Here is a 22,716-nt window from a genome sequence, read left to right as displayed (position 1 = left end):
CCGCTGCTGATCATCTCCGACGGCGCACCCGGCCTGATCAGCGCCGCCGAGCAGGCCTTCGCGCGCTCGCTGCGCCAAAGGTGTCTGGTGCATCGCGCCCGCAACGTGCTGGCCAAGGTCAGCGCCGGCGACCAGGCCGAGGTGAAGGCCGCCTACTGGCAGATCTTCGACCTCAGCGAGCTGGGCGAGAACATCCAGCCCGGCCAGCACCTCGTCGACTGGGTGCAGCGGCGCATCGACGCCTTCGCCGAGACGTGGGGCGGCCGCTATCCGGCGGCGGTCAAGTGCCTACTGTCCGACCGGCAGAGCCTGACCACCTACCTGCGCTTCCCGATCGAGCACCACAAGCGCGTGCGCCACTCCAACTTCATCGAGCGCACCTTCGGCGAGACCCGCCGCCGCGTCAAGGTCATCGGCCGATTCCCCGGCGAGACCAGCTGCGTCTCACTCGTCTGGGCCGTGCTGGATCGCGCCTCCCGCGGCTGGCGCGGCTTCACCATGACCAGCACGGGCCTGCGCATTCTGCAAGACCTCCGGCGGGCCCTGCTCCACCCGCCCGCCCAGCTTCACCCGGCCGATGATCCGGCCTTGGCACCCGTCACCGAGGCCGCCTAAGATCCACTCACGGCACCTACCTCGTCGAGCTTTTTACACCGCTCCGAGGACGCGACCCCACACCAGATCCTCACCACTAGCGACTTTGCCCTGTCTGGAACCTGGGCTCTTGGTTGATAGGAACGGCCTCAAGGAGTGTCGCCCCCTTGTGCTGGGTGAAGATGATGGCGTATTCGCCCCCGCACATCTCGCACCAGCCCGTAAGAGCAATTCGATGCCGTCGTCCCTCACCGACGCTCGGACCTACAGGGGCCGTCGGTGCACCCTGCTGCTCTACGGTGCCTTCGACGGCGTCGACGTGGATGTCCGTGAACTCCCGGTCCTCGCGCCGCGCCGCAACGTATGCGTGTTCAACATGTGTGCCGTCTCCATCACCGCAAAGCGGGCAGGCCATGACTCCATTGGCATATGAGACTTCGCCTCGGGGCGGAACCGTCCTCATGCGCAGACCTTAACCGGCATTGCACAACGACAGCCACCAATTGACGAGGTTCCCGACTGGAGGACGCGACGCACCGCGGACATCCGCTGTGCTCTTCGTGTGAGATTGGTGGTCGACGTTGCCGTCAGCGTTGCCTTCACAGATACCGTCATGCGCAGCGCCGAGGCCCGACGAAGGAGGGCCTTGGCGGCGATCGCCCCAGCCCGTGAGATGGGCACCGAAGTCCGCGATCGTCACGGCCTCAGCCCCGTTGCGACGGGGGTTGTCGAACTTACCGCGCCGCGTCGGTCCTGCATGATTCTGTCACTATCCGTCAATAGTTCTTATACGGATGGCGACTAAGGAGGGCGCATGCATGATGGCGGCGACCGCCCCAAGCCCTCGGCCGGAGATCCCACCCCACGGCATCGACCGCCGTACGGCATGTCGATGCGGAGACGGGTGCGCCCAGCCAGGGGATCGGACAGCTTCACCCGTCGGCGGTGCGCGACGCCGACACCGCCGACAGGGTCGACCTTGCGAGTCTCCGGTCACCTGACCAGGCTCGTTCTCATCGTGGGCTTCCTCGCCTGCGCGGCCCTGGGCATCTGGTCGAGCAGCTGGGATACGGATGGCTCCTCTCAACGGCAAGCCGCCACGAGGCCGTCACCCTCCCCGGCCACCACATACACCCCACCGTCGTCGCAACCCACGCCCAGCGCAGCGTCCTCGACCGCGCTCAGCTCAAACCGCGGTGGGACGAAGAGCAAGAAACCGAGGCAAGTGAAGAGAGCAGGCACACCGCGCCAGCAAGTCGAGAACGTCCGCGGCGAAGCGCGCAGGCAGCCGGCCCGTGCGGCTGAGAGGAGAACGACCAGGAGCAAGCCGGCTTTCAGGGGCAGCAACAACAGGGGTGCCACACGGGGACTCGTCGCGAAATGCGACGACCTGTTTCCGCCGTCCCCTCCGAAGTTCCGCCTACGCAATCAGGTCTGCCGTCTGCTCCTTGGAGGTTAGCCGGAAGAATTGCGGTAGGTTTCGGCGATTGCAGCGACCGCCTTAAGGATATTTTCGCGATCATGCCCAGGTGGTTGGTCGAGCCGGGCCTTGAGCTTGTCGGCCAATTCGGTGGAGAGCTCCCCCAGCGGCTCATCAGCGAGGAGTCGGGCGAGCGTCTCCAGCAGTCGCACAACCGCGTCGCCTTCAAACCAATTCAGCAAGGGCGCCTCTAGCGGCGGCTCCCGCCGGGCACCGTCGACCTGCATAGCCAGGATGTGGGCTAGCTCCATGCGCTCCTCGCGCATCAGCAGACTGTCTGTAATCGTCACGATACTGAGCGTATCGAGTGTCGCTATGTCCCGCTACCCAATGCATGACGAGCAAGCCTGTGCAGCGTGCCGGTATCCCAAGAGGAATCAGACCGTTGCAGCGTCGGTGCCCCCAAGGCGAACCGGGGGCACCGACAATTCGGCTCGATCAGCCTCCAAAGAACAGCGGATCAGGCATGTATGGCGCTACATCCGACATTATGAACATCAGCGCGGTCAGCATAAAATCACCTCCTGTACATGTAGAGATTCGGACAGTCACCATGCAGGAGACCCGTCTCTCTCGCAACTGACACACACACTCTTGTCTGCCACTCCACCAAGCCCGGAACGGTGACGGAGCAAGGCAGGGAGGCTAAGGGGCCGTCAGCGTAGCCGACACAGCACCCGCCATACTCGGCGGCGATCGCCCCAGACCGTGAGACGGGCACCGAAGTCGGCGATCGTCGCGGCCTCAGCCAGTGAGGGGCGATTTGATCAGCAGTCAGTGGTACCAGCCTGGCCCGGTAGGCGAGGAGAGAGTCGCAAACGCGCTGCATTGGTCTTAGGATGCTGCCTGCAAGCAGTCATCTGAGCTAGGTAGGCGACTCCCGATGGATAGAGATGCCCTCAAAGACCTGATTTCCTCGCTTGCTCGACGTGATCCGCAACGGACAGAGTCCGATCTACAGGCAGACGTTAAACGGCTCCTACTTGGCCTTGACCTCAACATCTCCGAGAACGACATTCGTCTTGAATCACCTATGCAAGACGGCAGTCGGCGCAGGCTGGATATCGAGGTCGGCATGGTCGCGATCGAGACGAAGAGGGATCTAAAAAAACCTGGCATTCTTGATGACGCAATTAAGCAACTGTACGGATATGTAAAAGAACGTTCCCGGCAATTGAATTCAAGATATCTCGGCATTCTTACCGATGGGGCGATTTGGAACCTGTATGAACTCGCTCACGAACGCCTCGAGTTTGTCGACGCTTGCAGGATAGATCCCGAAGACCCCAATATCGAGCAGCTGCATGTGTGGCTTGAGGTAATCCTCGCCACGCAAGAAGCAATCAAGCCGACACCAGACGAAATAACTAGGCGTCTAGGGGTTGAATCCCCGTCATATATCGTCAATCATAACGAGCTGAGTCGCATCTTCGATTCAGTTGTTCACGTACCCGAGGTTGCTTTAAAGCGAAAGCTGTGGGCAAAGCTGCTCAGGACGGCTGTAGGTGCCGGGTTCTCAGACGACAAGGACCTATTTATAGATCACACCCTGCTGGTCCTGCAAGCGAATCTTATTGCGCATGCAATTCTTGGATTCGATCTCCGAACCTATGCGGGGCGGGAAGAAACTCTCGTCCACGGCTCAGAATTCAAAAGCGCGCTGATCGGAAACGTAGTTGAAGCAGATTTCTTCGACTGGTTCATGTGTTCCCCAGCTGGACCAGTGTTTGTGTCCGCATTGGCGCGAGAGATACGACGCTTCCAATGGGCACAGGTAGAACATGATGTTCTGAAAGTTCTGTACGAATCTGTTATCACTCCGGGTGTACGGAAAAGCCTTGGTGAGTACTATACGCCAGATTGGCTAGCTCAGCATATCGTGGACGTAGCAATAAGAGACCCGCTGCATGAGCGGGCCTTGGATCCTGCCTGTGGATCAGGTACTTTCCTGTTTCACGCAGTCCGCCGCTATCTGTCAGCAGCTGAAGATTCTGGCCTATCCAACGCGCAAGCTATCAAGAACCTCGAGAACCAGATCTTTGGTATTGATGTTCATCCCGTCTCCGTCCAGTTGGCACGGGTTACGTACCTGCTTGCCATTGGGTTGGAACGCCTAACCCGAGAGGACCGGCCCGCCTTCTCGGTTCCGGTGTATCTGGGCGACTCACTTCAATGGGAAAATACTGGTAGCACTTCAGACTCCACCAGCCTTACTGTGAACGTCGATGCAGCCGATCTCACAGAGGAGTCTCAAGACACGCTGTTTTCCATTGGGGAACGGCTATCCTTCCCGCTTCTTATCGTTAACGACCCTGGCGCATTCGACCGGCTTGTTGGTGCTATCGCCGACAAAGCGCAATCTTATAAAGGCGGAGGATCCAAGAAGCCTTCCATCGAGATCCTGCTGAATCAATTCGGCATTGCAGCCGAAGAAGATCGTAAGATTCTCCGTGAAACCTTTAGCGTTATGTGTGACCTGAACGCGCAAGGAAGGAACCACATTTGGGGCTATTATGTGCGTAATCTCGTTCGCCCTTTGTGGTTCGCTCTCCCTGAGCGACAGGTTGATGTACTGATAGGGAATCCGCCATGGGTTGCTTATCGCTTCATGACCGAAGCGATGCAGTCTCATTTTCAGCGTTTGAGCAAGCCAAGGCGACTCACCGCTGCAGGAGAAAACGCCTCAAATCAAGATCTTGTAGGCCTCTTCATCGCCCGCACTGTGGAATTGTATTTGCGAGAGCATGGCCGGTTTGCTTTTGTAGCTCCGCGTTCCGTGCTCTCTCGGCCCCAGTATGCAGGTTTCCGTAAGGGATCCTGGGGCGAAACTGCCCACGGCCCTATACGAGCCAAATTCGAGAGGGCATGGGATCTGGATTCAGTCCAGACCGATCTATTCCCCGTGCCGTCTGCTGTTCTCCATGGGACGCGGAGTGACGTGGCGAGCCCACTACCTTCCGAGGTGCGGAGGTTTGCTGGGAAGATTCCTAATCGCTTCATGGGCTGGGATGGTGCTCGAAAGCACCTCAAGATTGACGATGGCGAGGTGAAGGTAGCTGCATCCGGGGTCGCGTTTCGGTCGCCGTATGGAAAGACTGCACACATGGGTGCAACGATACGACCGCAAATGTTCTTTTTTGTGCTGGAAAAAGAGTCAGGGCCGCTCGGTTCTGGTGCTGGCCGAGTTAAGGTCGAGTCACTGAAATCTACGCTGGAAAAGGCCCCCTGGAAGAATTTTCCTCCACTGTCGGGCATAGTCGAACGCGTATTCGTGCAAAATATCCTTCTCGGGTCTACGATTTTGCCCTTCCGTGTTACGTCTCCACGTACGGCCGTGGTTCCCATCGTAAACGGACGACTGCTCGCTGAAAACGAGATACAGGAATATAGCGGTCTCGAGAAATGGTGGAAGGCTGCTAGCCGGCTGTGGGACCAGCATAAGGGGCCCAAAAACAGCCTTACGCTGATGGAGCGCCTGAATTATCAAAATGGCATCACTGGCCAGATTGGTAAGGGGATCCATCGGGTCGTCTACAATAAATCGGGAAGCAAGATGGCCGCAGCTCGACTAGAAGGCGAACAGCCGTTGGTGGAGCAGTCGCTTTACTGGCTGAACCTGCCGTCTGTGCAGGCCGCGCAGTTCATTACTGGGATATTGAATTCGACTCCTGTGCGCACCAGAGTGAGCGAATATCAGTCGCGCGGACTCTTTGGAGCCAGAGATTTTGCGAAACTGGTATGGCACCTTCCAATTCCATATTTTAATAATCAAGATTCATTGCATCTCCTAGTATCTGATCTTGCGGCCGAGGCGGAAGAAGTCGCTGCAAGTACAGCCATCCCGAATGGTCTCCCCTTTGCGCGAGCTCGGAACTTGGTCCGGGACGCTTTGAAAGAATGCGGCCTTCAGCAGCGAATCGATGAAGCAGTAGAAGAACTTCTAGAACGCGAGGAAAGACGTAGCCCGGGTTACTGATGTAGCAAGTGCTGACAGATCAGCGACGCGAGGGCGGCGCTGGCCGCGACCGGCCGAAGAGCCGCAGCGCGGCCAGCGACCGCCCCACGCGGCAGGCCGCCGCAGGCGGGCTGCCCTTGATGACGTGCAGATAAGTTGCTTTCTGGGCTGCCCGTAGCTGTTTTCTGATGGTGCTTGAGCTACTGGCGCTACTGGTGGCAGGGCTGAGCTGTGGACCAGATCCGGGCCATGCTCGTGAGGTAAGTCGTTGCCGGCCCTTCGTTCTCACTGCTGGTGAGGTGCATGACGGGGGCGTCGGCTGCTGGCGTGGCGTAGGCGTGGGTGTTGACGAGGAGTTCGTCGTCGGCCCGGTAGATGGAGTTGTAGAGCACAGTGCGGTGAAGCCGGATGTCCACACCTTCGGTGTCCAGGAGAGGCCGGTACAGCGTGAGCGCGTTCTTGACCCTGGCTGCCATCACCTCTGCGCCGATGCCCTCGTCGGCTCCACGCTGAGCAACCGCCTCCCCCTCCGGATCGCCCAAGAGGATGCGGACCTCGACGCCAGCCTCGGCTCGTGCCCTGATAGTGTCGAGAACGGCCCTGTCCTCGGCCAGGAACAACGCGCTGTAGGCCAGGATGTCGATCTCCTCGCGGGCAGCACCGAAATGGTTACGCCAGACCGCCTGCGGGACGGCCCAGCGGTGCGGATAGATCGTCTTGACGCCTCCGGCAAGCGCCGGATGTCGTCGTGTGGTCTCTGGCCATAGGTCGGCTTCGTCCACCTGGAGGAGATCAGCTACGGCCCACCGATGACGCGGGTATGGGATGCGGCCTTGGACCCAGCGGGCGACGGTCTTGGGGTCAACGGCCAAGGCGGCGGCGACGTCGGTGGTGGTGAGCCGGGCGGCGGCCAGGGCGTAACGGAGGTTGTCGTTCATCGGGCCGGCCTGTCCTCTCGGGGAGATGACCCTGTGCTGCGACGTTAACACCAGACGTCCCTGGACGTCCTCAAGTTGCGGTGTTCCCGCCCCGACCGTCGGGGCGAACCTCGACCTCACAGCAACGAACCCGCAGAGACGCTAGGGAGACTCGGCATGCACACGAGCAAGACCATCAAGGAGCAGCAGCGCGCCTACGCGGAACGCCTGCTGTCCGCACTCGGCAAGCACCTGGCCAAGCGGGACGTCACGGCGGTGCTCATCGTCACCGCCGACGGGCGCCCCGCCCTGGACGTGACCGACAGCCGAGGCCGGATGCGGCGGGTGTTCGTGCACCTGTCGTTCTGCTGGTTCTACTGGGGCGACCGCAGCGACGAGCGGGTGTCCTTCCTTCAGATGGTCGGCGCGGTGGACCGGATCGAGCAGGCCGCGCGCGACGGCTGGCACGAGGGCGAGCAGGGCGAGCTCACCATCGACCTGGACCGCATTCTCGATGCCCACCGCGGCTGAGACGATGGCCGAGCGCCGATGGCTGACCGGCGGGCGTGCCTACCCCCAGATCGCCAGCCGCATCCGGGACCAGATCTACACGGGCCAGTTCCCGCCCGGCACCGTTCTGCCTTCTGAGCTGGAGCTGTGCCGGACGTTCGGCGTGGCCCGCAACACGGTCCGGCGCGGCCTGGCCCTCCTTGAGAAGGAAGGGCTCGTGGTCACTGTCCCGTCCAAGGGTCACGTGGTCGCCGGGCAGCCCGGAGCGACCTCGTACCGCTATCAGGAGATCGCCACCACGCTGCGCGAGCAGATCCAGTCCGGCGACCTCGCCCCCGGTGCGGCGTTGCCGAGCGAGGCCGAGCTACGCCGCCGCTTCGACACCTCGCGCAACACCGTGCGGCAAGCCCTGGCCGTCCTGGAGCACGAGGGACTGATCGTGGCCGAGCATGGCAGGGGCCGTTTCGTTCGCGATTGACACATTTATGGCGAGACGTCCGAGGACGTCTCGCCGCGCATTCTGATTCACCAGCGCTCTTGCCGCTTATCGTGAACCGCGTGGGACAAGTTGAGTGGGCCTACGGCCTGGCCAAGAACCTGCTGAAGGCGGAGCTGCCCCGGCGCTGGGCGCATACCCAAGGGGTGGCCGAGCAGGCTGAGACGTTGGCCCCGATCCTCGGCGCAGACACCGAAACCTTGATCGCCGCGTGCTTGTTGCACGACATCGGCTATGCCCCGGACTTGGTCGACACCGGCATGCACCAGCTCGACGGCGCCCGCTACTTGCGCGACGTCGCCAAAGCTGACGAGCGGCTGTACCGCCTGGTGGCCTACCACTCCTGTGCGGACAACGAGGCCCGGCAACGCAACCTGCTCGACGTCCTGACCAAGGAGTTCGATCAGGAACGGCCCGACCTCGCCAGGGCGCTCACGTACTGCGACATGACCACCGATCCGGACGGCCGGCACTTGGACGTCCGCGACCGACTGGCGGAGATCCACTCCCGGTACGGTCCAGAGCACGTGGTGAGCCGGTCGATCAGCGACGCGACACCGTGCATCGTGTCGTCGGTGCGGGCGGTGGAGGCGGCGCTATCCGATGTGAGGCAGGCCGGTACCGGTTAGGTAGTGCTCGATCCGCATCCGCATCGACCGGTCCATCTTCAATCCCGCCACCTGGTCGCGGGGCACCCAGCGGACCTCGCGTGATTCGCTGCTCGGTGTCGGCTGACCGCTGACGGCTCGGCCGGTCAGGACGATGGAGAACTCTTGGCGGGCCTCGCCGTTGCTGGTGTAGAGAATGACGTGACGGGGGTCGCTGTAGGTGCCGACCAGGCCGGTGATCTCACACAGGATGCCGGTCTCCTCCAGCGTCTCCCGAACCGCCGCCTGAGGGATGGACTCGCCCAGGTCGACGGCACCGCCCGGAGCTGCCCAGTTGTCATTGTCGGTGCGGCGGATCATCAGCAGCTCGCCCGCGCCGTTGGTGACGATGACGTTCACGGACGGTACGAGGCTGTTGGGCTTGGGCGCGTCGGGGTCGTCGTAGAAGTCGATGCGTCGTGCCATCACAATTCCACCGGCTTGGCCTGGTCCCAGACCTTCTCGAAGCTGTCGGCGTAGGTGGCCACCATGTCCCCGCCTGCCACTCGGCGTAGGTGCAGCACGGGTGCGTTGCCGGCGCGGCTGCCGTACACGTGGGTGTTGACCAGGAACTCGTCGTCAGCACGGTAGATCGAGTTGTACAACACCGTACGGTGCAACCGGATCTCCAGGTTCTCCACACCAGTAATCGGCCGGTAGAGCACCAGAGCGTTGCGGATCTGCGCGGCCATGCCGTCGCCCACACCCTCGTCGGCCCCGCGCTGGGCGACCTCGGTCGACTCTGGATCGCCCAGGAGAATTCGCACCTGCACCCCGGCGCGTGCCTTCTCGCCAAGCAGGCGGACCATGCCACTGTCATCGGCCAGGAAAAGCCCGCTGTAGACCAGGACGCCGATCTCCTGGGAGGCGGCTGCGAACAGTCGTCCCCAGATGTCCCGGGGCACCGACCAGCGGTGCGGGTAGACAGTGATGATCTCGCTCTCTGAGGCGGAGGCCACCTGTTCGGGACTAAGCGCTTCCGGCCACAGATACGCCTCGTCCACCCCCAGGTACGAAGCCGCGGCAAACCGGTGCTTACGGTACGGCTCGCGCCCCTTGGTCACCCATCGTTCGACCGTCTTGGGGTCGACCTGGACGGCCTGGGCGAGATCGGCGATGGACACGCCCTTCTGCAACAAGGCTGCGCGTAGCCGTTCGTTGGCCATTTCTCCCGCTCCATAGGGGCGTCTGGGGACCTGGCCATCGTAGGACGGACGTCTTGAACATGTCCCGTCGTGTAGTGATCTCGTCCTAACGCTCCGTCGCATTCTCGGTTCGCAAGCAAGAACCCCAACCGAAAAGGAGGCGATCGGACATGAGTCACGAGATCTACCCCGAGCCCATCTGCGCCTGCGGCGCACACCTGGACGAGGGCCAGACCCGGTGCCGCAAGTGCCACGCGCGGGAGCGGTGGATCAAGAAGCAGGCGGCCAAGCGCACCCGGCGCGCCGGTCGGCGCGGTGAGACCCGTCGTCCCCCGCGCGCTCCGCGCGGTCTGGCTCCGGCGGGGGTGATCTGGTCATGACCATGATCCCGCTGATCATCGCCGGAGTCATCGGCGTCGCGCTGCTGGTCGGGTACGTGGCGGTGCTGGTCGGCATCCGCCGCGAGGACAAGCGGCTGAGCCTGCGGAAGAACCCGGATGGGGCGTCGGCCGCGCTGGCGCGGCGGGTTACCGGCTGCTATGTCCGGGGCGGCGTGTTGTGGACGTAGCCAACTGCTCTTCGACCTTCGCCAGCCGCTTTGACAGGTCCTGGACGGTGGCGCGCAGCTCGGCCACCTCCTCGGCGACGTCGCCGGCCTTCACGGGCGGGGGGAGTTCGTCGGCGTCGCGGACGAACACACCCTTGCCCTGCTGGCCGATCACCAGGCCCTCAGTCCGCAAGACCCCGACGGCGAGCTTCACCACCGACAAGGACGCGCCGTACTGCTCAGCGAGCTTGGTCGTGGACGGCAACGGCATTCCGGGCGCAAGGGACCCGCCTCGGATCTGCGCGCGCAGGTCGTCGGCTATCTGGAGGTAGGCCGGGCGTCCGGTGTTCTTGACCATCGCCCTTCTATCTCACCACGAATGTTCGACCTGGCCAACCGAGGGAACATTGACAACCGAGCCAACTAGGTTAACTATGTTGCTCACGATGAAAGAGGAGGTCACCGCCCATGCGTTCCGTCCCGATCCCCGTGGATGTCAGCAAACTCGCCATCACCTGCGTCAAGGCCCCCCGTCCGCGGGTGCTCAACCGCGACACCGGCGAGATCAAGACCGACAAGAACGGCAACACCGTCTACGAAGTCACCGTCTCCGTCGAGGACGAGTTCGGCCGGATCGAACTCGTCAAGATCGGCATCACCGGCGAACCGCCCGTAGGCGTCGGCGACCAGGTCAACGCGGTCGGCCTGCTCGGCTACGTCTGGGAGATCGCCGGCCGGTGGGGCATCGCCTACCGCGCCAACGCCCTGCTCCCGGTGCGGGAGGCCGCCGATGCGTGACGCGCTCCTGCTGCTCACAGCCTCCGCCGCCGTCGCGGCGGGGCTGTGGGCCTGGCGCCGCTGGCACTACCCCTCCTTCTGGCTCGCCCTCGGCTTCCCCCTCGTCGCCCTGTCCGTCCGCACCTCGTGGCGGCGAGTAGCGCTCGGCTGCGGGCTAACCAAGAAGCGGCAACGCTGGTGGTTCACCACCGTCCCCGGCGCGATCGCCTCCACCGGCCTGGTGAAGGTCCGCCGCCGGTTCCAGCGGGTCGCCGTCGACACCAAGCCGTTCATGTGGCTGCCCAAGCCGACCCGGCACGGCTGGCGCGTCACCCTGCACACCCTCGAAGGCCAAACCCCCGGCGACTACGCCGACGCCGCCGAACGCCTCGCCCACTCCTGGGGCGTCCACGCGGTACGGGTGTCGTCGCCTCGCCCTGGCCGGGTGGTGCTGATGGCGACGATGCGCGACCCGCTGGTCAAGGTCAGGGACCTGCCAGGCTCGCCCGAGCTGCTGAAGGTGACGGTCGGTCGTTTGGAGACCGGCCAACCGTGGATGATCGACTTTCGTACGGTGCCGCACTGGCTCAACGCGGGAGCGACCCAGTCCGGCAAGTCGAACCTCGCGAACGCGCTCATCGTCGGCCTCGCGCCGCAGCCGGTGGCGCTGGTCGGCTTCGACCTCAAGGGCGGGGTCGAGTTCACCCCGTACGCGCCACGACTCTCAGCGCTCGCCACTTCCCGCGCCGAATCCACCGGCCTGCTGTGTGACCTGGTCGGGCTGATGATCGACCGGATGGGGCTGTGCCGACAGGCCGGTGCCCGCAACATCTGGCAACTCCCGCCCGCCATCTGCCCCGTCCCGGTCGTCGTGCTCGTCGACGAGTTGGCCGAGCTCTACCTGATGGCCGACAAGAGCGAGAAGGACGAGATCGCCAAGACCTCGACCGCGCTCCTGCGGGTGGCCCAACTCGGGCGGGCGTTCGGCATCTACCTGTTCTGCTGCGGCCAGCGGATCGGCTCCGACCTGGGGCCTGGGGTGACTGCCCTGCGCGCGCAGTGCTCGGGACGGATCTGCCACCGGGTCAACGACCCGGAGACCGCGACCATGACTCTCGGCGACCTCGACCCGGCCGCGCTCGTCTCTGCTCGCGCCATCGCCGCCGAGACCCCGGGCGTCGCGATCGTCGCTAACCAGGACGGCCAGTGGTACCGGGCGCGCTCCTTCTACGTCACCGAGCAAGCCGCCGAACACGCCGCGAATGCTCACGCCCACCTCGCCCCGGCCTGGGACGAGATCACCGCCCACCTGCCGACACCCGTCACCACCTGAACCCAAGGAGGGAGGAACGATGCGACGCTTCGCCTGCTGGCTGCTCGACACCGGCCCGGTCCTCGTCCTGGCCGCCATCGCGGGTGCCGGATCGTTCACCCACATCCGCGACACCGCCACCGAGCACGGCCAGACCGGCTGGATGGCCTGGGCCGTCGCCGTCTGCATCGACCTGACCTGCGTCATGGCCGCCCGCGAACGCCAGCGCGACAAGAAGACCGGCAAAGGCCGGCCTGGCCGTATCACCTGGCCAGTCCTCGTCCTGACCGGCGGCATCGTCCTATCGCTGGCCGCCAACCTCGCCCAAGCCGAGCCGACCGTGTGGGGCTGGATCACCGCCGCCACCCCGGCCGCCGCCTTCCTCATCGCCGTCTCGATGCTGGAACGCCGCGCCACCCGTCCCGAACCATCCACCGTCCCAGCGGCCTCGCCCGCGCCCGTCCTTACTCCTTCGCCGCTCCCGCGCCTCGTCCCGCATGACAGCCCGGACCAGGACGACGCCCAGGACGACCGGGGCGGCAACCTCGCGCCCGCGCTGATCGACTTCGCCCGCCGCGTAGCCGACAACCACCACGCCAGACACGGCCGACCCATCACCCGCGACGCACTCCGCGCCCACCTGGGCGTCTCGAACCAACTCGCCGACGACCTGCTGCGCACCCTGCGCACCGCCTGACCAGAAAGGAACCCGCCAGCTATGCGCATCCGCATCGAGGGCACCCGAGCCGAAATCATCGACGCCCTGTTCCGCCTGCGCCAGCACTTCACCCTCTACGCCGTGTCCCGCCTCTACCCCGACCGCGCCCACCCCCACCACTGGCGCATCTACCTCACCACCGGCCCACACGAAAGAGAGCAACCCCGTGACAGATGACCCACCAGTGATCCGCTACCGCTGCTGCACCTGCGGCGGCACCGGCCTGACCAGCGAAGGCGACCGGTGCACCGACTGCGACGGCACCGGCATCGACAACCACGGCGCATAACGCGCAGCGCCCCCGGCCTGGCCGTACATCCGCCAAGACACACGCCAGGTCGGGGGCCATCCCCACACCCGAACGAGTGAGAGGAGGTCTCCATCTTGCCCGCAACCCACGCAGGCGCGCACGCCATCACCGGCATGATCAAGCGTCTCAACCGGCACGACTACGACCGCTGGGCATCCCAGATCCGCCACACCGGCGGCTGCCGCCAACCCATCCACCTCCGCGGCAAGGTCGAACACTACGACCGCGCCACCGGCGCCCTGCTCCACCGCTACACCACCCGGCACGAACCCGACGGCGTGCTGCGGGTGCCGTGCAAGACCCGCCGCGCCTCCCGCTGCCCGGCCTGCGCCGAGACCTACCGCGCCGACACCTACCAACTCATCCGCGCGGGCCTCATCGGCGGCAAAGGCGTCCCCGACACCGTCACGACCCATCCGACGCTGTTCCTCACGCTCACCGCCCCGTCCTTCGGCACCGTTCACGCCCGCCGGGAGCACGGCGGCAAGGTGCAGCCCTGCCACGCCCGCCGCAACGCTGAGACCTGCCCGCATGGTCGGGTGAAGTCCTGCACCGAACGCCACAGCAAAGACGACCCGCGCCTCGGCGAACCGCTGTGCCCGGACTGCTACGACTACACCGGCTCGGTGCTGTTCAACGCCCTGGCGCCGCTGCTGTGGAAGCGCTTCGCCGACTCCCTGCGCCGCGCCCTCGCCAAGGCCGGCGGCCTGACCCTCAAGGACCTGCCCCGCCACCTGAGACTGTCCTTCGCCAAGGTCGCCGAATACCAACGACGCGGCGTCGTCCACTTCCACGCCGTCATCCGCCTCGACGGCCCCGACGGACCCACCACACCACCACCGGCCTGGGCCACCACTGACACCCTCCCCGCCGCCATCCAGCACGCCGCCAAAGCCGTCTCCGCCACCGCACCCACCCACGAGGGCCAACCCGCTCGCATCCTGCGCTGGGGCACGCAACTCGACATACGCCCCATCACCCTGAACGGCGACCTCACCGAACAAGCCGTCGCGGGCTACATCGCCAAGTACGCCACCAAGGCCGCCGAATGCGTCGGCACCCTGGACCGCCGCATCCACTCCACCGACACCCTGGACGCCTTCAACCTGCGCGACCACGCCCGCCGCCTCATCACCACCTGCCTCCGCCTCGGCGCCCTCCCCGAGCTGGCAGAGCTGCGGCTGACGGACTGGGCGCACATGCTCGGATTCCGCGGCCACTTCTCCACCCGATCCCGCCGCTACTCCACCACCCTCGGCGAACTCCGAGCAGCGAGAGAACGCTTCGTTCACACCGAAGAGGTCACCCACGGACGCCTGCCTCTCTTCGAAGAGGACACGGTCCTCGTAATCAGCGAATGGGAGTACGCAGGCAAGGGCCACTCCCTCGGAGACGCGCTCCTCGCCGCCGCCTTGACCGGAACCCAGCTCGGAGGCCCACATGACCTCTGAACTGCTCACGGTTCCCCAGGCCATGGCCGTGCTGAAGGTCAGTCGCTGGACCCTCTACAACCTCATCCGCTCCGGCGAACTCGCCTCCATCGTTGTCGGCGTCCGCTGCCGACGCATCCCAGCCACCGCGCTCAACGACTACGTGACCCGACTCTGTGAGGAGACCGTCTGATGCCCTCCAAGACCGCACTCGCGTCGCCCGATGAGCCCAAGCGCCCGCGCAAAGGACGTCGCACCCGTGCCAACAACGAGGGCTCGATCTTCCCGTACAAGAACGGCTGGGCAGGCTACGTCTGGGTCACCACGCCGGAGGGCAAGAAGACCCGCAAGTGGGCGTACGGCAAGACCCGTGAAGAGACCCACGAGAAGTGGCTAAAGCTCCACGATCAGGCGCGCAAAGGCCCGGTGGCCACGAAGCATGAGACCGTCGCCGCCTTCCTCAACCGGTGGCTTTCCGACGTGGTGAAGCCGAACCGCGAGCCGACAACGTACGCCGGTTATGAAGCTCTCGTCCGGCTCTACCTTGTCCCCGGCCTGGGCAAGAAGCGGCTCGACAAGCTCACCGTGCGGGATGTCCAGACCTGGCTCAACACGCTTCCGACTCTATGCACCTGCTGTGCGCAGAAGAAGAAGCGGAAGAAGCCTTGCTGTTCCATCGGGAAGTGCTGCCAGGATCACCCGTCGCGCGGCACTATCGAGAGCATCCGCCGTGTCTTCCGCTCGGCGCTCACGCACGCCGTCCGCGAGGAGCTGATCTCCAAGAACGTCGTGGCGCTGACCACTCTGCCTAAGGTGGCCACGAAGAAGCGCAAGCACGTCGTGTGGAGCGTCAATGACGCGCGGCAGTTCATGGAGCACCTGCGGGCCGCCGACGAACCGCTCTATGCGGCCTTCGTGCTCATACTCGTCCTCGGCCTGCGCCGTGGTGAAGTCCTCGGGCTCACCTGGGGCAGCATCGATCTCACCAACCAAGAGCTGTGGATCTCCCACCAGCTCAACCGCGTCCACGGCAAGCTGCTCCACCGTGACACCACCAAGACCGTCGACTCAGACGCCTCGCTCCCGCTTCCGGCTCTCTGCGTGACTGCTCTAAAGCATCGTCGCCGAGTCCAGGAGGACGCGCGCAACGAGGCCGGTGACAGGTGGAAGGACTCCGATCTTGTCTTCACCACCCGCTACGGCACACCCGTCGAACCGCGGAACTTCAACCGCTCGTTCGAGCTGCGCGCCAAGGCCGCCGGAGTCCCGCGCATCCGCGTCCACGACACCCGGCACACCTGTGCGTCGATGCTGGCGGCCCTCGGCGTCCATCCGCGTGTGGCCATGCGCATCCTGCGGCACTCGCAAATTTCGGTGACCATGAACGTCTACACCCAGATCGCCACCCCCGAGACCCGTGAGGCGCTTGACCAGCTCAACGCCAGCCTCGACGGCGAGGCCCTGTAGCTGTACTTCGCTGCTGTACGAGGTCGAAAAAGGCCCCTCCGGATCATCCGGAAGGGCCTTTGACCTGGGAGCCGCCTTGGGGATTCGAACCCCAGACCCCTTCATTACGAGTGAAGTGCTCTGGCCGACTGAGCTAAGGCGGCATGCCGCGAACGGCTGCCAAGAGTCTACAGGAGACCGAAGGGTACTCGCTCCGCCCTAAACCCGTCAGCGCTCCCCCTCCCCGTACGCGGCGTCGTACGCCTTCCGCGGCCCGCACACGCTCGCCTTGGGGCAGGAGCACCGCCGCCCGCCCTCGTTGAGCCGCACCACCACCGAGTCCGACGGCACGTTGTGCCCCACCACCGTCCCCGCCCCGTGCGGCGTATCCACAGCCAGCCCCACACGCGGCGCCGTGGCCCGGAACTCCTGATAAAGCGGATGCTCGTACTTCAGACAGCACATCAACCGCCCGCAAGCCCCAGCGATCCGCAGCGGATTGACCGGAAGGTCCTGATCCTTGGCCATCCGCACCGACACCGGCTCGAAGTCCTTCAGGAAGGTGGCGCAGCACAGGTCCCGGCCACACGGCCCGATGCCGCCCTGCAGCCGCGCCTCGTCGCGAGGCCCGATCTGCCGCAGCTCAACCCGGGCGCGCAGGTTCCGGGCCAGGTCGCGGACGAGCGCCCGGAAGTCGACCCGGTGCGGCGCGGAGAAGTAGACGGTGTAGACGTTCTCCTTGTCCAGGTAGTCGACGCCGACCACCTTCATCGGCAGGCTGTGGCGTTTGATCAGTCGTTTGGAGACGCTGCGGGCCTCGGCCCGGCGGCGCTTGTTGGTCTCGTCGCGGGACAGGTGTTCTTCGCCCGCTATGCCCTGACATACCGGCAGCCCGGCGATGTCCTCACTCGTGTACTGCGGCGCCCACACGCACTCCGCCACCTCGGGCCCGGCGTCGGTCGGGACCAGCACCTTGTCGCCCACTTTGGGGCTGTGCTCGCCGGGATCGAGGTAGTAGAGCCGCCCGTAGCGCGTGAAGCTCACGGCCATGATCATTCCCATGGGCTCGTGCTCGCCTCCTGACGGCCTCGGGGGTTCTTGCGGCCTTCGTCACACACATTACGTGTACGATCGCGCGACCGTCAGGGGCGTGAGGCGGGGACTTCCACATCACAGAGACGCTTCACCCCGGCATCTGCTGCCTCGGCGTCTAGATGCGCAGCGCCAGCATCATCGACTCCACGGCGATCTGCGGGTTGACGTTGAGGTCGAGACGTTCGCGGCAGCGCATGACCGCGTCGATGCGGCGCAGTGTCTCTTCCGGGGTCGTCGTCCGGGCGAGCTGGTCCAGGTCGAAGCGGAGGTCGTCGTTGGCCAGCTCGACCGCGGCCCCGAACTGCATGGCGAGCACGTCGCGGTAGAACGCCACCAGCTCCAGCAGCGCCGCGTCGAGCGAGTCGCGTTTGAGGCGGGTGGCGCGGGACTTCTGCCGGTCCTCCAGCTCCTTCAGGGCTCCGGCTCCTCCGCGTACGAGGCCGCGGTTGAGGCCCTTGCCCGTGGACCCCTCCCCGTAGAGCTTGCGCAGCTCGGCGGTCTCGGATTCGTTGAGCGCGGCGGTGGCCGCGGCGGCCTCCTCCTCGGCGGTCTTGACCAGCCGTTCGGCCGCCGCCACGCACGCGCCGACACCGGTGAGCGAGCGCGGGATGGCCAGCACGGCTTCGCGCCGGGCCCGGGCGCCCTCGTCGAGCGCCAGCGCGCGGGCCCGGGTGAGGTGGCCCTGGGCGGCGCGGGCGGCGAAGCGGGCGGTCTCGGGCGGGACGCCGTCGCGGGTGGCCAGGGCGTGCGCCACCACGTCGGAGGTGGGCGTGGTCAGGGAGACGATCCGGCAGCGGGACCGGATGGTGACCATCAGGTCGTCGGGGGCGGGCGCGCAGAGCAGCCACACGGTCCGCGGCGGCGGCTCCTCGATGGCCTTGAGCAGGGCGTTGGCCGCCGACTCGGTGGCCCGGTCGGCGTCCTCGAACAGGATCACCCGGAAGCGGCCCTGCGTCGGCGCGCCCGCCGCGCGCAGGATCAGCTCGCGGGTCTGCTTGACGCCGTACGAGAGCCCGGCGGGGCGTACCTGCTCCAGGTCGGGATGGGAGCCGATCATCACCTGGTGGCACTGGTCGCAGTGGCCGCAGCCGCCGTCGGGGCAGAGCAGCGCCGCCGCGAACGCCCGCGCCGCGTCCTCACGCCCCGCGCCGGGCGGGCCGGTGAACAGCCAGGCGTGGGTCATGCCGGCGCCGCGCCCGCCCGCGACGAGCTCGGCCGCGGCGGACGCGGCCCGGGTCAGCACGGAGACGGCCTGATCCTGCCCCACCAAGTCATCGAAGACGCCCACGCGACAAGGCTAGTCGCGGATGGCGGGCATCGTGCCCGTGGCGTCCTCGGTCTCCTGAGGCACCGGGTCGGGCAGGATCTCGCGGGTGCGGTCCTGGACGGCCCGGGTGATCTGCTCCGGCGGCAGCGTGCCGTCGACGACCAGGTAGCGGTCGGGCGCGGCGGCGGCCAGCGCGCGGAACCCCTTGCGCACCCGCTCGTGGAACTCCAGCGGCTCCGACTCGATCCGGTCGGCCGCCCCGCCGATGCGGGCCAGCCCGATCTGGGGCGGGGTGTCGATGAGCACGGTCAGGTGCGGTACGAGGCCGCCGGTCGCCCAGGCGTTGATCTTGGAGACGTCCTCGGGGTCGAGCGCCCGGCCGGCCCCCTGGTAGGCGAGCGAGGAGTCGACGTAGCGGTCGCACACCACGATGGCGCCCCGCTGGAGCGCGGGCCGGATCACCTTCTCGACGTGCTCGGCCCGGTCGGCGGCGTAGAGCAGCGCCTCGGACCGCGCCGACAGGCCGCGCTCGGCCGCGTCGAGCAGGATGGCGCGGAGCCGCATGCCGATCTTGGTGGCGCCGGGCTCGCGGGTCTGTACGACGTCGTACCCCTGGTCGCGCAGCCAGATGGCGAGCATCCTGGCCTGGGTGGTCTTGCCGGAGCCCTCGCCGCCCTCGAACGCCACGAACAGCCCCGGCATCGGCTCGGGGGGCTCGCTCCGGTAGCTCTCGCCGCGCACGGCCGCGATCAGGTCGGACAGGATCGGCACGCCCTCGCGGTCGTCCATGTGGCGCAGGCCGAGCACCCCGACGACGGCCGCCAGCACGCCGCCGAGCAGCAGCACCAGGTTGGTGCCGTTGAACTGGTAGCTCAGCGTGCCCAGCTCGACGCCGCGCTGGCCGAACAGCGCCGCGATCGGGTTGGCCGCCGAGACCACCAGCAGCAGCGTCACCCGGGCGGTGGACTGCAGGAACGAGAACGTCCGCCCGCGCAGGCCGTCTTCGACCTCCAGGCCGATGAGCGTGTAGCCGATGATCCAGGCGATGCCGGCGCACGCCCCGAGCGCCACGGTCAGGATGACCACGATCACCAGGTTGTGGACCAGGGCGATGGCGGTCAGCACGGCCCCGGCCACGACCAGCGACAGCCCGAACAGCCGCCGCCGCGACAGGCCGCTGAGCAGCCGCAGCCCGAAGAACATGCCCAGCGCCATGCCGACGAAGACCGCGCCGAACACCACGCCGTAGGCGGCGTCGCCCCCGCCCAGTTCCTCCACGTAGAGCTTGGCCACGCCGATGACCGCGCCGCCCGCCGCGAACGCGCCGAGCATGCCGATGATCAGCCCGCGGACCAGGCGGTTGCCGCCGACGAACCGCCACCCGTCGACGATCTGCTTCAGCACCGACGGCGTGGAGATCGCCCCGTCGCGCTTGGGGATGTCACGGAGCGTGAAGATCAGGGAAGCGGAGACGAGGTACGCGCCCGCGTTGACGATCAGCGGCAGGGCCGTCGGGTCCAGCCCGGACAGCAGCGGCGTCACGCTCCGGCCGACGTCGGCCACCACCGACAGCATCGCGAACACGGCCGCCGCGATCGGCGCGCTCCCGTACGTGACGAGCAGGTTGAGCTGGTTGGCCGACTCGAGCTGCTGCTTGGGCACCAGGTTGGGGACGGTGGCGTCCTTGGCCGGCACCCAGAACAGGTTGACGCACTCCACCAGGACCGTCGCGATGATCACCCACTGGTAGCTGTTGACCAGCGGGATCGACAGCACCACGGCGAACCGGGCCACGTCGGAGAGCACCATCGTCAGCCGCCGGTCGAAGCGGTCGGCGAACGCCCCCGCCAGCGGCCCGAGCAGCACGGCGGGGAGCATCTTGGCGACGAACACGCCGCCGATGGCGAGCGACTGCGTGGTGAAGTCACCCTGGGTGAGGTTGCCCGCCAGCGCGGTGAGCGCGAGGAGGTTGAGCCAGTCGCCCAGGCTGCAGACAGACATGGCCGCCCACAACCGGCGGAAGGGGGCGTTAGCCAGCACGTGAGCCTGACGGCTTCGGCCAAGGGCGGTCATGATGTCAGCGTATCCAGGTGCTCAGCGGGACTGGGAGATCAGCGACGAGTCTGGAAATACCGGACCGGTCGTCGCTGAGGGTAGTACGTCAAGGGCCCGGTACGCATGGCACACCAGGCGAATGGGCCCCACGAAGAACATCGCCGGGGGCCCGCCGCCGTTTCACACGCGCGCCCTGGCCCGCTCGACGACCGGGGCCCAGCGCGACCGCACCCCCGCGGGCAGGTCGAGCTCGTCCCACAGGTCGGCCAGCAGCACCTCGTCGACATGCGCGAGCAACTGCTCGGAGTCGCCCTCGCGGAGCAGCTCCGAATAGGCCTGGCGGCGCTGCTCGCGCACCGACAGGTCGTAGACCCGCTCGCGCACCCGCACCCGGCCGAGCGCCTGACCGGCCGGCAGCCGCGGCAGCCGGTTGGGGACGCCGCCCGAGAACTCCACCTTCGGCTCCAGCGCCAGCCGGAACCCGGCCGCGTCGAGGATGCGCCCCGCGGTCTCCAGCGTGGGCGACTTGCGGGCGTGCTCGTAGGCCGAGAGCGTGGTGCGGGACGTGCCGCACACCCCCGCCAGCTGCTGCTGGCGCATGCTTGCCTCATGACGCGCCTGTTTCAGCAGCAGCGCGCCGCGCGCGGCCCAGAAATTGACGTCGGGCAGCCCTCCACCGGGGGAAGACATGAGTGACCACCTCCGAAGTATCCGCCGGGATACTACAGCATGTAGCCACTCCATCGCAGCTAGTTAGCGAATCTCCAGCAGCGTGATCTCGGGCGGCGCCCCCACCCGCACCGGCGGGCCCCAGAACCCGGCCCCGCGCGTCACGTACACCTGCGTCCCGTCCACGGCGCCCAGCCCCGACACCACCGGCTGCTGCAACGTCACGAACAGGTTGAACGGCGCCATCTGCCCGCCGTGCGTGTGACCGGAGAGCTGCAGGTCGACGCCGTACCGCGCGGCCTCGGCCGCCTGCACGGGCTGGTGCGCCAGCAGCACCACCGACCGGCTCTCGTCCCGGCCGCCCAGCGCCTTGGCGTAGTCGGGGCCGTCGCCGCCGCTCTCGCCGGTGAGGTCGTTCACCCCGGCCAGGTCCAGCACCGCACCCTGGTGGCGGATCTCCACCCGCTCGTTGCGGAGCGAGCGCAGCCCCAGGCCGTTCAGCTCCTCCACCCACTCGTCCGGCCCGTTCGCCGTGTAGTACTCGTGGTTGCCCGTCACGAAGTACGACCCGTACCGCGACTCCAGATGGCGCAGCGGCCTGGCCAGCGGGCCGAGGGCCTCGACCGTACCGTCCACCAGGTCGCCCACGATCGCCACCACGTCCGCTTCCAGCCCGTTGATCATGCGGACGATCCGCTCGGTGTGCGCCCGGCCCGTGAGCGGCCCCAGATGGATGTCACTCACCACCGCGAACCGCAGCCCGCTCAGCCGCGAGTCGAGCCCCGGCAGCGTCACCGGAACCCGCTCGATCACCGGGTCCCCGAGCGCCTGCGTCGCCCCGTACCCGACCGTGCCCAGCGCCCCCACCCCGGCCGCCAGCGCGGTCGCCCGCCCGATGAACAGCCGCCTCCCCGGATCCTCAGGCAGGTCGGGCGCCGCCACCGGCTCCCTGGCCCGCATCACGACCCCCGCCACCGCCCGCGGCACCTCCAGCGCCAGCAGGATCCAGAACAGGTAGAACATGATCGCGACCCAGAAGAACCCCGGCCACGCCAGCCACGACACCCCCGGCGTCCGCTGCCCCAGGAACGTGACCACCACGAGCACGAACAGCCCGGCCACCCCGGCCGTCAGCCGCCGCCGCACCGCCCCCGCCCGCGTCGTCCCCCGCACCAGCCGGTACCACAAATAGAGATGCACCAAGGCAAGCACACCGAAGACCACGAACAGGAACGCCACGCCGTCATGCTACGAGCGCCCACGACCCCCGTGCCCGCCCCTGAGACCCCTCTCAGGAACCCGGACAGCCACGTCGGCGCCCTGCCGTCCAGCGCGCGGCGAGAGGC

Annotated in this window: 25 protein-coding genes and 1 tRNA gene; 15 read left to right on the top strand and 11 right to left on the bottom strand. The window is 66.5% G+C overall.

The genetic code is table 11. The annotated features are described in order from the left end of the window. Positions 1-615 (top strand): transposase (locus AB0J42_RS28330; RefSeq protein ID WP_364299628.1); only part of this gene is annotated, 615 nt, incomplete at its 5' end. 1,434 nt (positions 616-2,049) lie between these two features. On the opposite strand, the gene AB0J42_RS28325 is transcribed toward AB0J42_RS28330, so the two are convergent. Then, positions 2,050-2,364 (bottom strand): hypothetical protein, encoded by a 315-nt coding sequence (locus AB0J42_RS28325; protein ID WP_364299627.1) that lies wholly within the window; start codon positions 2,362-2,364, stop codon positions 2,050-2,052. A 785-nt stretch (positions 2,365-3,149) separates the two neighbouring features. Between AB0J42_RS28325 and AB0J42_RS28320 the strand changes: the two genes are divergently transcribed. Continuing rightward, a complete protein-coding gene (locus AB0J42_RS28320) occupies positions 3,150-6,050 on the top strand; it encodes an N-6 DNA methylase (RefSeq protein WP_364299625.1) in 2,901 nt (966 codons plus the stop codon). 188 nt (positions 6,051-6,238) lie between these two features. Here AB0J42_RS28320 and AB0J42_RS28315 read toward each other — a convergent pair whose 3' ends face one another. Next, the gene (locus AB0J42_RS28315; RefSeq protein WP_364299623.1) at positions 6,239-6,967 is read right to left on the bottom strand and encodes an XRE family transcriptional regulator; all 729 of its coding nucleotides are present in this window, start codon (positions 6,965-6,967) and stop codon (positions 6,239-6,241) included. A gap of 156 nt (positions 6,968-7,123) precedes the next feature. Here AB0J42_RS28315 and AB0J42_RS28310 point away from each other — a divergent pair, with 156 nt between their 5' ends. The 3 genes from AB0J42_RS28310 (at position 7,124) to AB0J42_RS28300 (ending at position 8,581) form a co-directional block, all read left to right on the top strand. Then, the gene (locus tag AB0J42_RS28310) at positions 7,124-7,477 is read left to right on the top strand and encodes a hypothetical protein (RefSeq protein WP_364299621.1); all 354 of its coding nucleotides are present in this window, start codon (positions 7,124-7,126) and stop codon (positions 7,475-7,477) included. Next, positions 7,461-7,934: a GntR family transcriptional regulator gene (locus AB0J42_RS28305; RefSeq protein ID WP_364299619.1), complete on the top strand. Its 474-nt coding sequence runs from the start codon at positions 7,461-7,463 to the stop codon at positions 7,932-7,934. The genes AB0J42_RS28310 and AB0J42_RS28305 overlap by 17 nt, the downstream gene beginning before the upstream one ends. A gap of 80 nt (positions 7,935-8,014) precedes the next feature. Continuing rightward, positions 8,015-8,581 (top strand): HD domain-containing protein, encoded by a 567-nt coding sequence (locus AB0J42_RS28300; RefSeq protein WP_364299617.1) that lies wholly within the window; start codon positions 8,015-8,017, stop codon positions 8,579-8,581. Here the strand turns inward: AB0J42_RS28300 and AB0J42_RS28295 are convergent. Next, the gene (locus tag AB0J42_RS28295; RefSeq protein ID WP_364299615.1) at positions 8,549-9,025 is read right to left on the bottom strand and encodes an NUDIX domain-containing protein; all 477 of its coding nucleotides are present in this window, start codon (positions 9,023-9,025) and stop codon (positions 8,549-8,551) included. The genes AB0J42_RS28300 and AB0J42_RS28295 overlap by 33 nt on opposite strands. Further along, positions 9,025-9,765: an XRE family transcriptional regulator gene (locus AB0J42_RS28290; protein ID WP_364299613.1), complete on the bottom strand. Its 741-nt coding sequence runs from the start codon at positions 9,763-9,765 to the stop codon at positions 9,025-9,027. The genes AB0J42_RS28295 and AB0J42_RS28290 overlap by 1 nt, the downstream gene beginning before the upstream one ends. Before the next feature lie 149 nt (positions 9,766-9,914). Between AB0J42_RS28290 and AB0J42_RS28285 the strand changes: the two genes are divergently transcribed. Further along, positions 9,915-10,124 carry a hypothetical protein gene (locus AB0J42_RS28285; RefSeq protein ID WP_364299611.1) on the top strand — a complete coding sequence of 70 codons (210 nt, stop codon included), beginning with the start codon at positions 9,915-9,917 and terminating at the stop codon, positions 10,122-10,124. Then, positions 10,121-10,312: a hypothetical protein gene (locus AB0J42_RS28280; RefSeq protein ID WP_364299609.1), complete on the top strand. Its 192-nt coding sequence runs from the start codon at positions 10,121-10,123 to the stop codon at positions 10,310-10,312. Before AB0J42_RS28285 ends, AB0J42_RS28280 begins: the two co-directional genes overlap by 4 nt. Here AB0J42_RS28280 and AB0J42_RS28275 read toward each other — a convergent pair. Beyond that, a complete protein-coding gene (locus tag AB0J42_RS28275) occupies positions 10,272-10,649 on the bottom strand; it encodes a GntR family transcriptional regulator (RefSeq protein WP_364299607.1) in 378 nt (125 codons plus the stop codon). The two genes, AB0J42_RS28280 and AB0J42_RS28275, sit on opposite strands and share 41 nt — an antisense overlap. A 110-nt stretch (positions 10,650-10,759) precedes the next feature. On the opposite strand from AB0J42_RS28275, the gene AB0J42_RS28270 reads away from it, so the two are divergent. The 8 genes from AB0J42_RS28270 (at position 10,760) to AB0J42_RS28235 (ending at position 16,305) form a co-directional block, all read left to right on the top strand. Further along, complete coding sequence (locus AB0J42_RS28270) at positions 10,760-11,089, top strand: hypothetical protein (RefSeq protein ID WP_364299605.1); 330 nt, start codon at positions 10,760-10,762, stop codon at positions 11,087-11,089. Continuing rightward, positions 11,082-12,401: an FtsK/SpoIIIE domain-containing protein gene (locus AB0J42_RS28265; RefSeq protein WP_364299603.1), complete on the top strand. Its 1,320-nt coding sequence runs from the start codon at positions 11,082-11,084 to the stop codon at positions 12,399-12,401. The genes AB0J42_RS28270 and AB0J42_RS28265 overlap by 8 nt, the downstream gene beginning before the upstream one ends. Positions 12,402-12,420: 19 nt before the next feature. Then, positions 12,421-13,077: a DUF2637 domain-containing protein gene (locus AB0J42_RS28260; protein WP_364299601.1), complete on the top strand. Its 657-nt coding sequence runs from the start codon at positions 12,421-12,423 to the stop codon at positions 13,075-13,077. A 21-nt stretch (positions 13,078-13,098) separates the two neighbouring features. Further along, on the top strand, positions 13,099-13,275 hold the full coding sequence (locus tag AB0J42_RS28255; protein ID WP_364299599.1) for a hypothetical protein: 177 nt from the start codon (positions 13,099-13,101) through the stop codon (positions 13,273-13,275). Continuing rightward, the gene (locus tag AB0J42_RS28250; protein WP_364299597.1) at positions 13,265-13,387 is read left to right on the top strand and encodes a hypothetical protein; all 123 of its coding nucleotides are present in this window, start codon (positions 13,265-13,267) and stop codon (positions 13,385-13,387) included. The genes AB0J42_RS28255 and AB0J42_RS28250 overlap by 11 nt, the downstream gene beginning before the upstream one ends. A 134-nt stretch (positions 13,388-13,521) precedes the next feature. Further along, positions 13,522-14,859 (top strand): replication initiator, encoded by a 1,338-nt coding sequence (locus tag AB0J42_RS28245; RefSeq protein WP_364299634.1) that lies wholly within the window; start codon positions 13,522-13,524, stop codon positions 14,857-14,859. Further along, positions 14,849-15,031, top strand: a complete 183-nt coding sequence (locus AB0J42_RS28240) for a helix-turn-helix domain-containing protein (protein ID WP_364299595.1) — start codon at positions 14,849-14,851, stop codon at positions 15,029-15,031. The genes AB0J42_RS28245 and AB0J42_RS28240 overlap by 11 nt, the downstream gene beginning before the upstream one ends. Further along, positions 15,031-16,305 carry a site-specific integrase gene (locus AB0J42_RS28235; protein ID WP_364299593.1) on the top strand — a complete coding sequence of 425 codons (1,275 nt, stop codon included), beginning with the start codon at positions 15,031-15,033 and terminating at the stop codon, positions 16,303-16,305. The genes AB0J42_RS28240 and AB0J42_RS28235 overlap by 1 nt, the downstream gene beginning before the upstream one ends. Positions 16,306-16,374: 69 nt before the next feature. Here AB0J42_RS28235 and AB0J42_RS28230 read toward each other — a convergent pair. The 6 genes from AB0J42_RS28230 to AB0J42_RS28205 form a co-directional block, all read right to left on the bottom strand. Then, positions 16,375-16,448 (bottom strand) — tRNA-Thr (locus AB0J42_RS28230). Between the two features lie 64 nt (positions 16,449-16,512). After that, complete coding sequence (gene ricT / locus AB0J42_RS28225) at positions 16,513-17,340, bottom strand: regulatory iron-sulfur-containing complex subunit RicT (protein ID WP_364299632.1); 828 nt, start codon at positions 17,338-17,340, stop codon at positions 16,513-16,515. Positions 17,341-17,494: 154 nt separating this feature from the next. Then, positions 17,495-18,667, bottom strand: a complete 1,173-nt coding sequence (locus AB0J42_RS28220; RefSeq protein ID WP_364299591.1) for a DNA polymerase III subunit delta' — start codon at positions 18,665-18,667, stop codon at positions 17,495-17,497. A gap of 9 nt (positions 18,668-18,676) precedes the next feature. Continuing rightward, positions 18,677-20,719 (bottom strand): dTMP kinase, encoded by a 2,043-nt coding sequence (gene tmk, locus AB0J42_RS28215; RefSeq protein WP_364299589.1) that lies wholly within the window; start codon positions 20,717-20,719, stop codon positions 18,677-18,679. A 162-nt stretch (positions 20,720-20,881) separates the two neighbouring features. After that, on the bottom strand, positions 20,882-21,391 hold the full coding sequence (locus tag AB0J42_RS28210; protein ID WP_364299587.1) for a helix-turn-helix domain-containing protein: 510 nt from the start codon (positions 21,389-21,391) through the stop codon (positions 20,882-20,884). 63 nt (positions 21,392-21,454) lie between these two features. Further along, positions 21,455-22,609: a metallophosphoesterase gene (locus tag AB0J42_RS28205; RefSeq protein WP_364299585.1), complete on the bottom strand. Its 1,155-nt coding sequence runs from the start codon at positions 22,607-22,609 to the stop codon at positions 21,455-21,457. Positions 22,610-22,716 lie beyond the last annotated feature (107 nt).

It is taken from the genome of Nonomuraea sp. NPDC049649 (assembly GCF_040675175.1).
Lineage (GTDB): Bacteria > Actinomycetota > Actinomycetes > Streptosporangiales > Streptosporangiaceae > Nonomuraea.
Note: the sequence above shows the minus strand (reverse complement) of the source record. Positions and strands in the feature narration are given on the sequence as shown.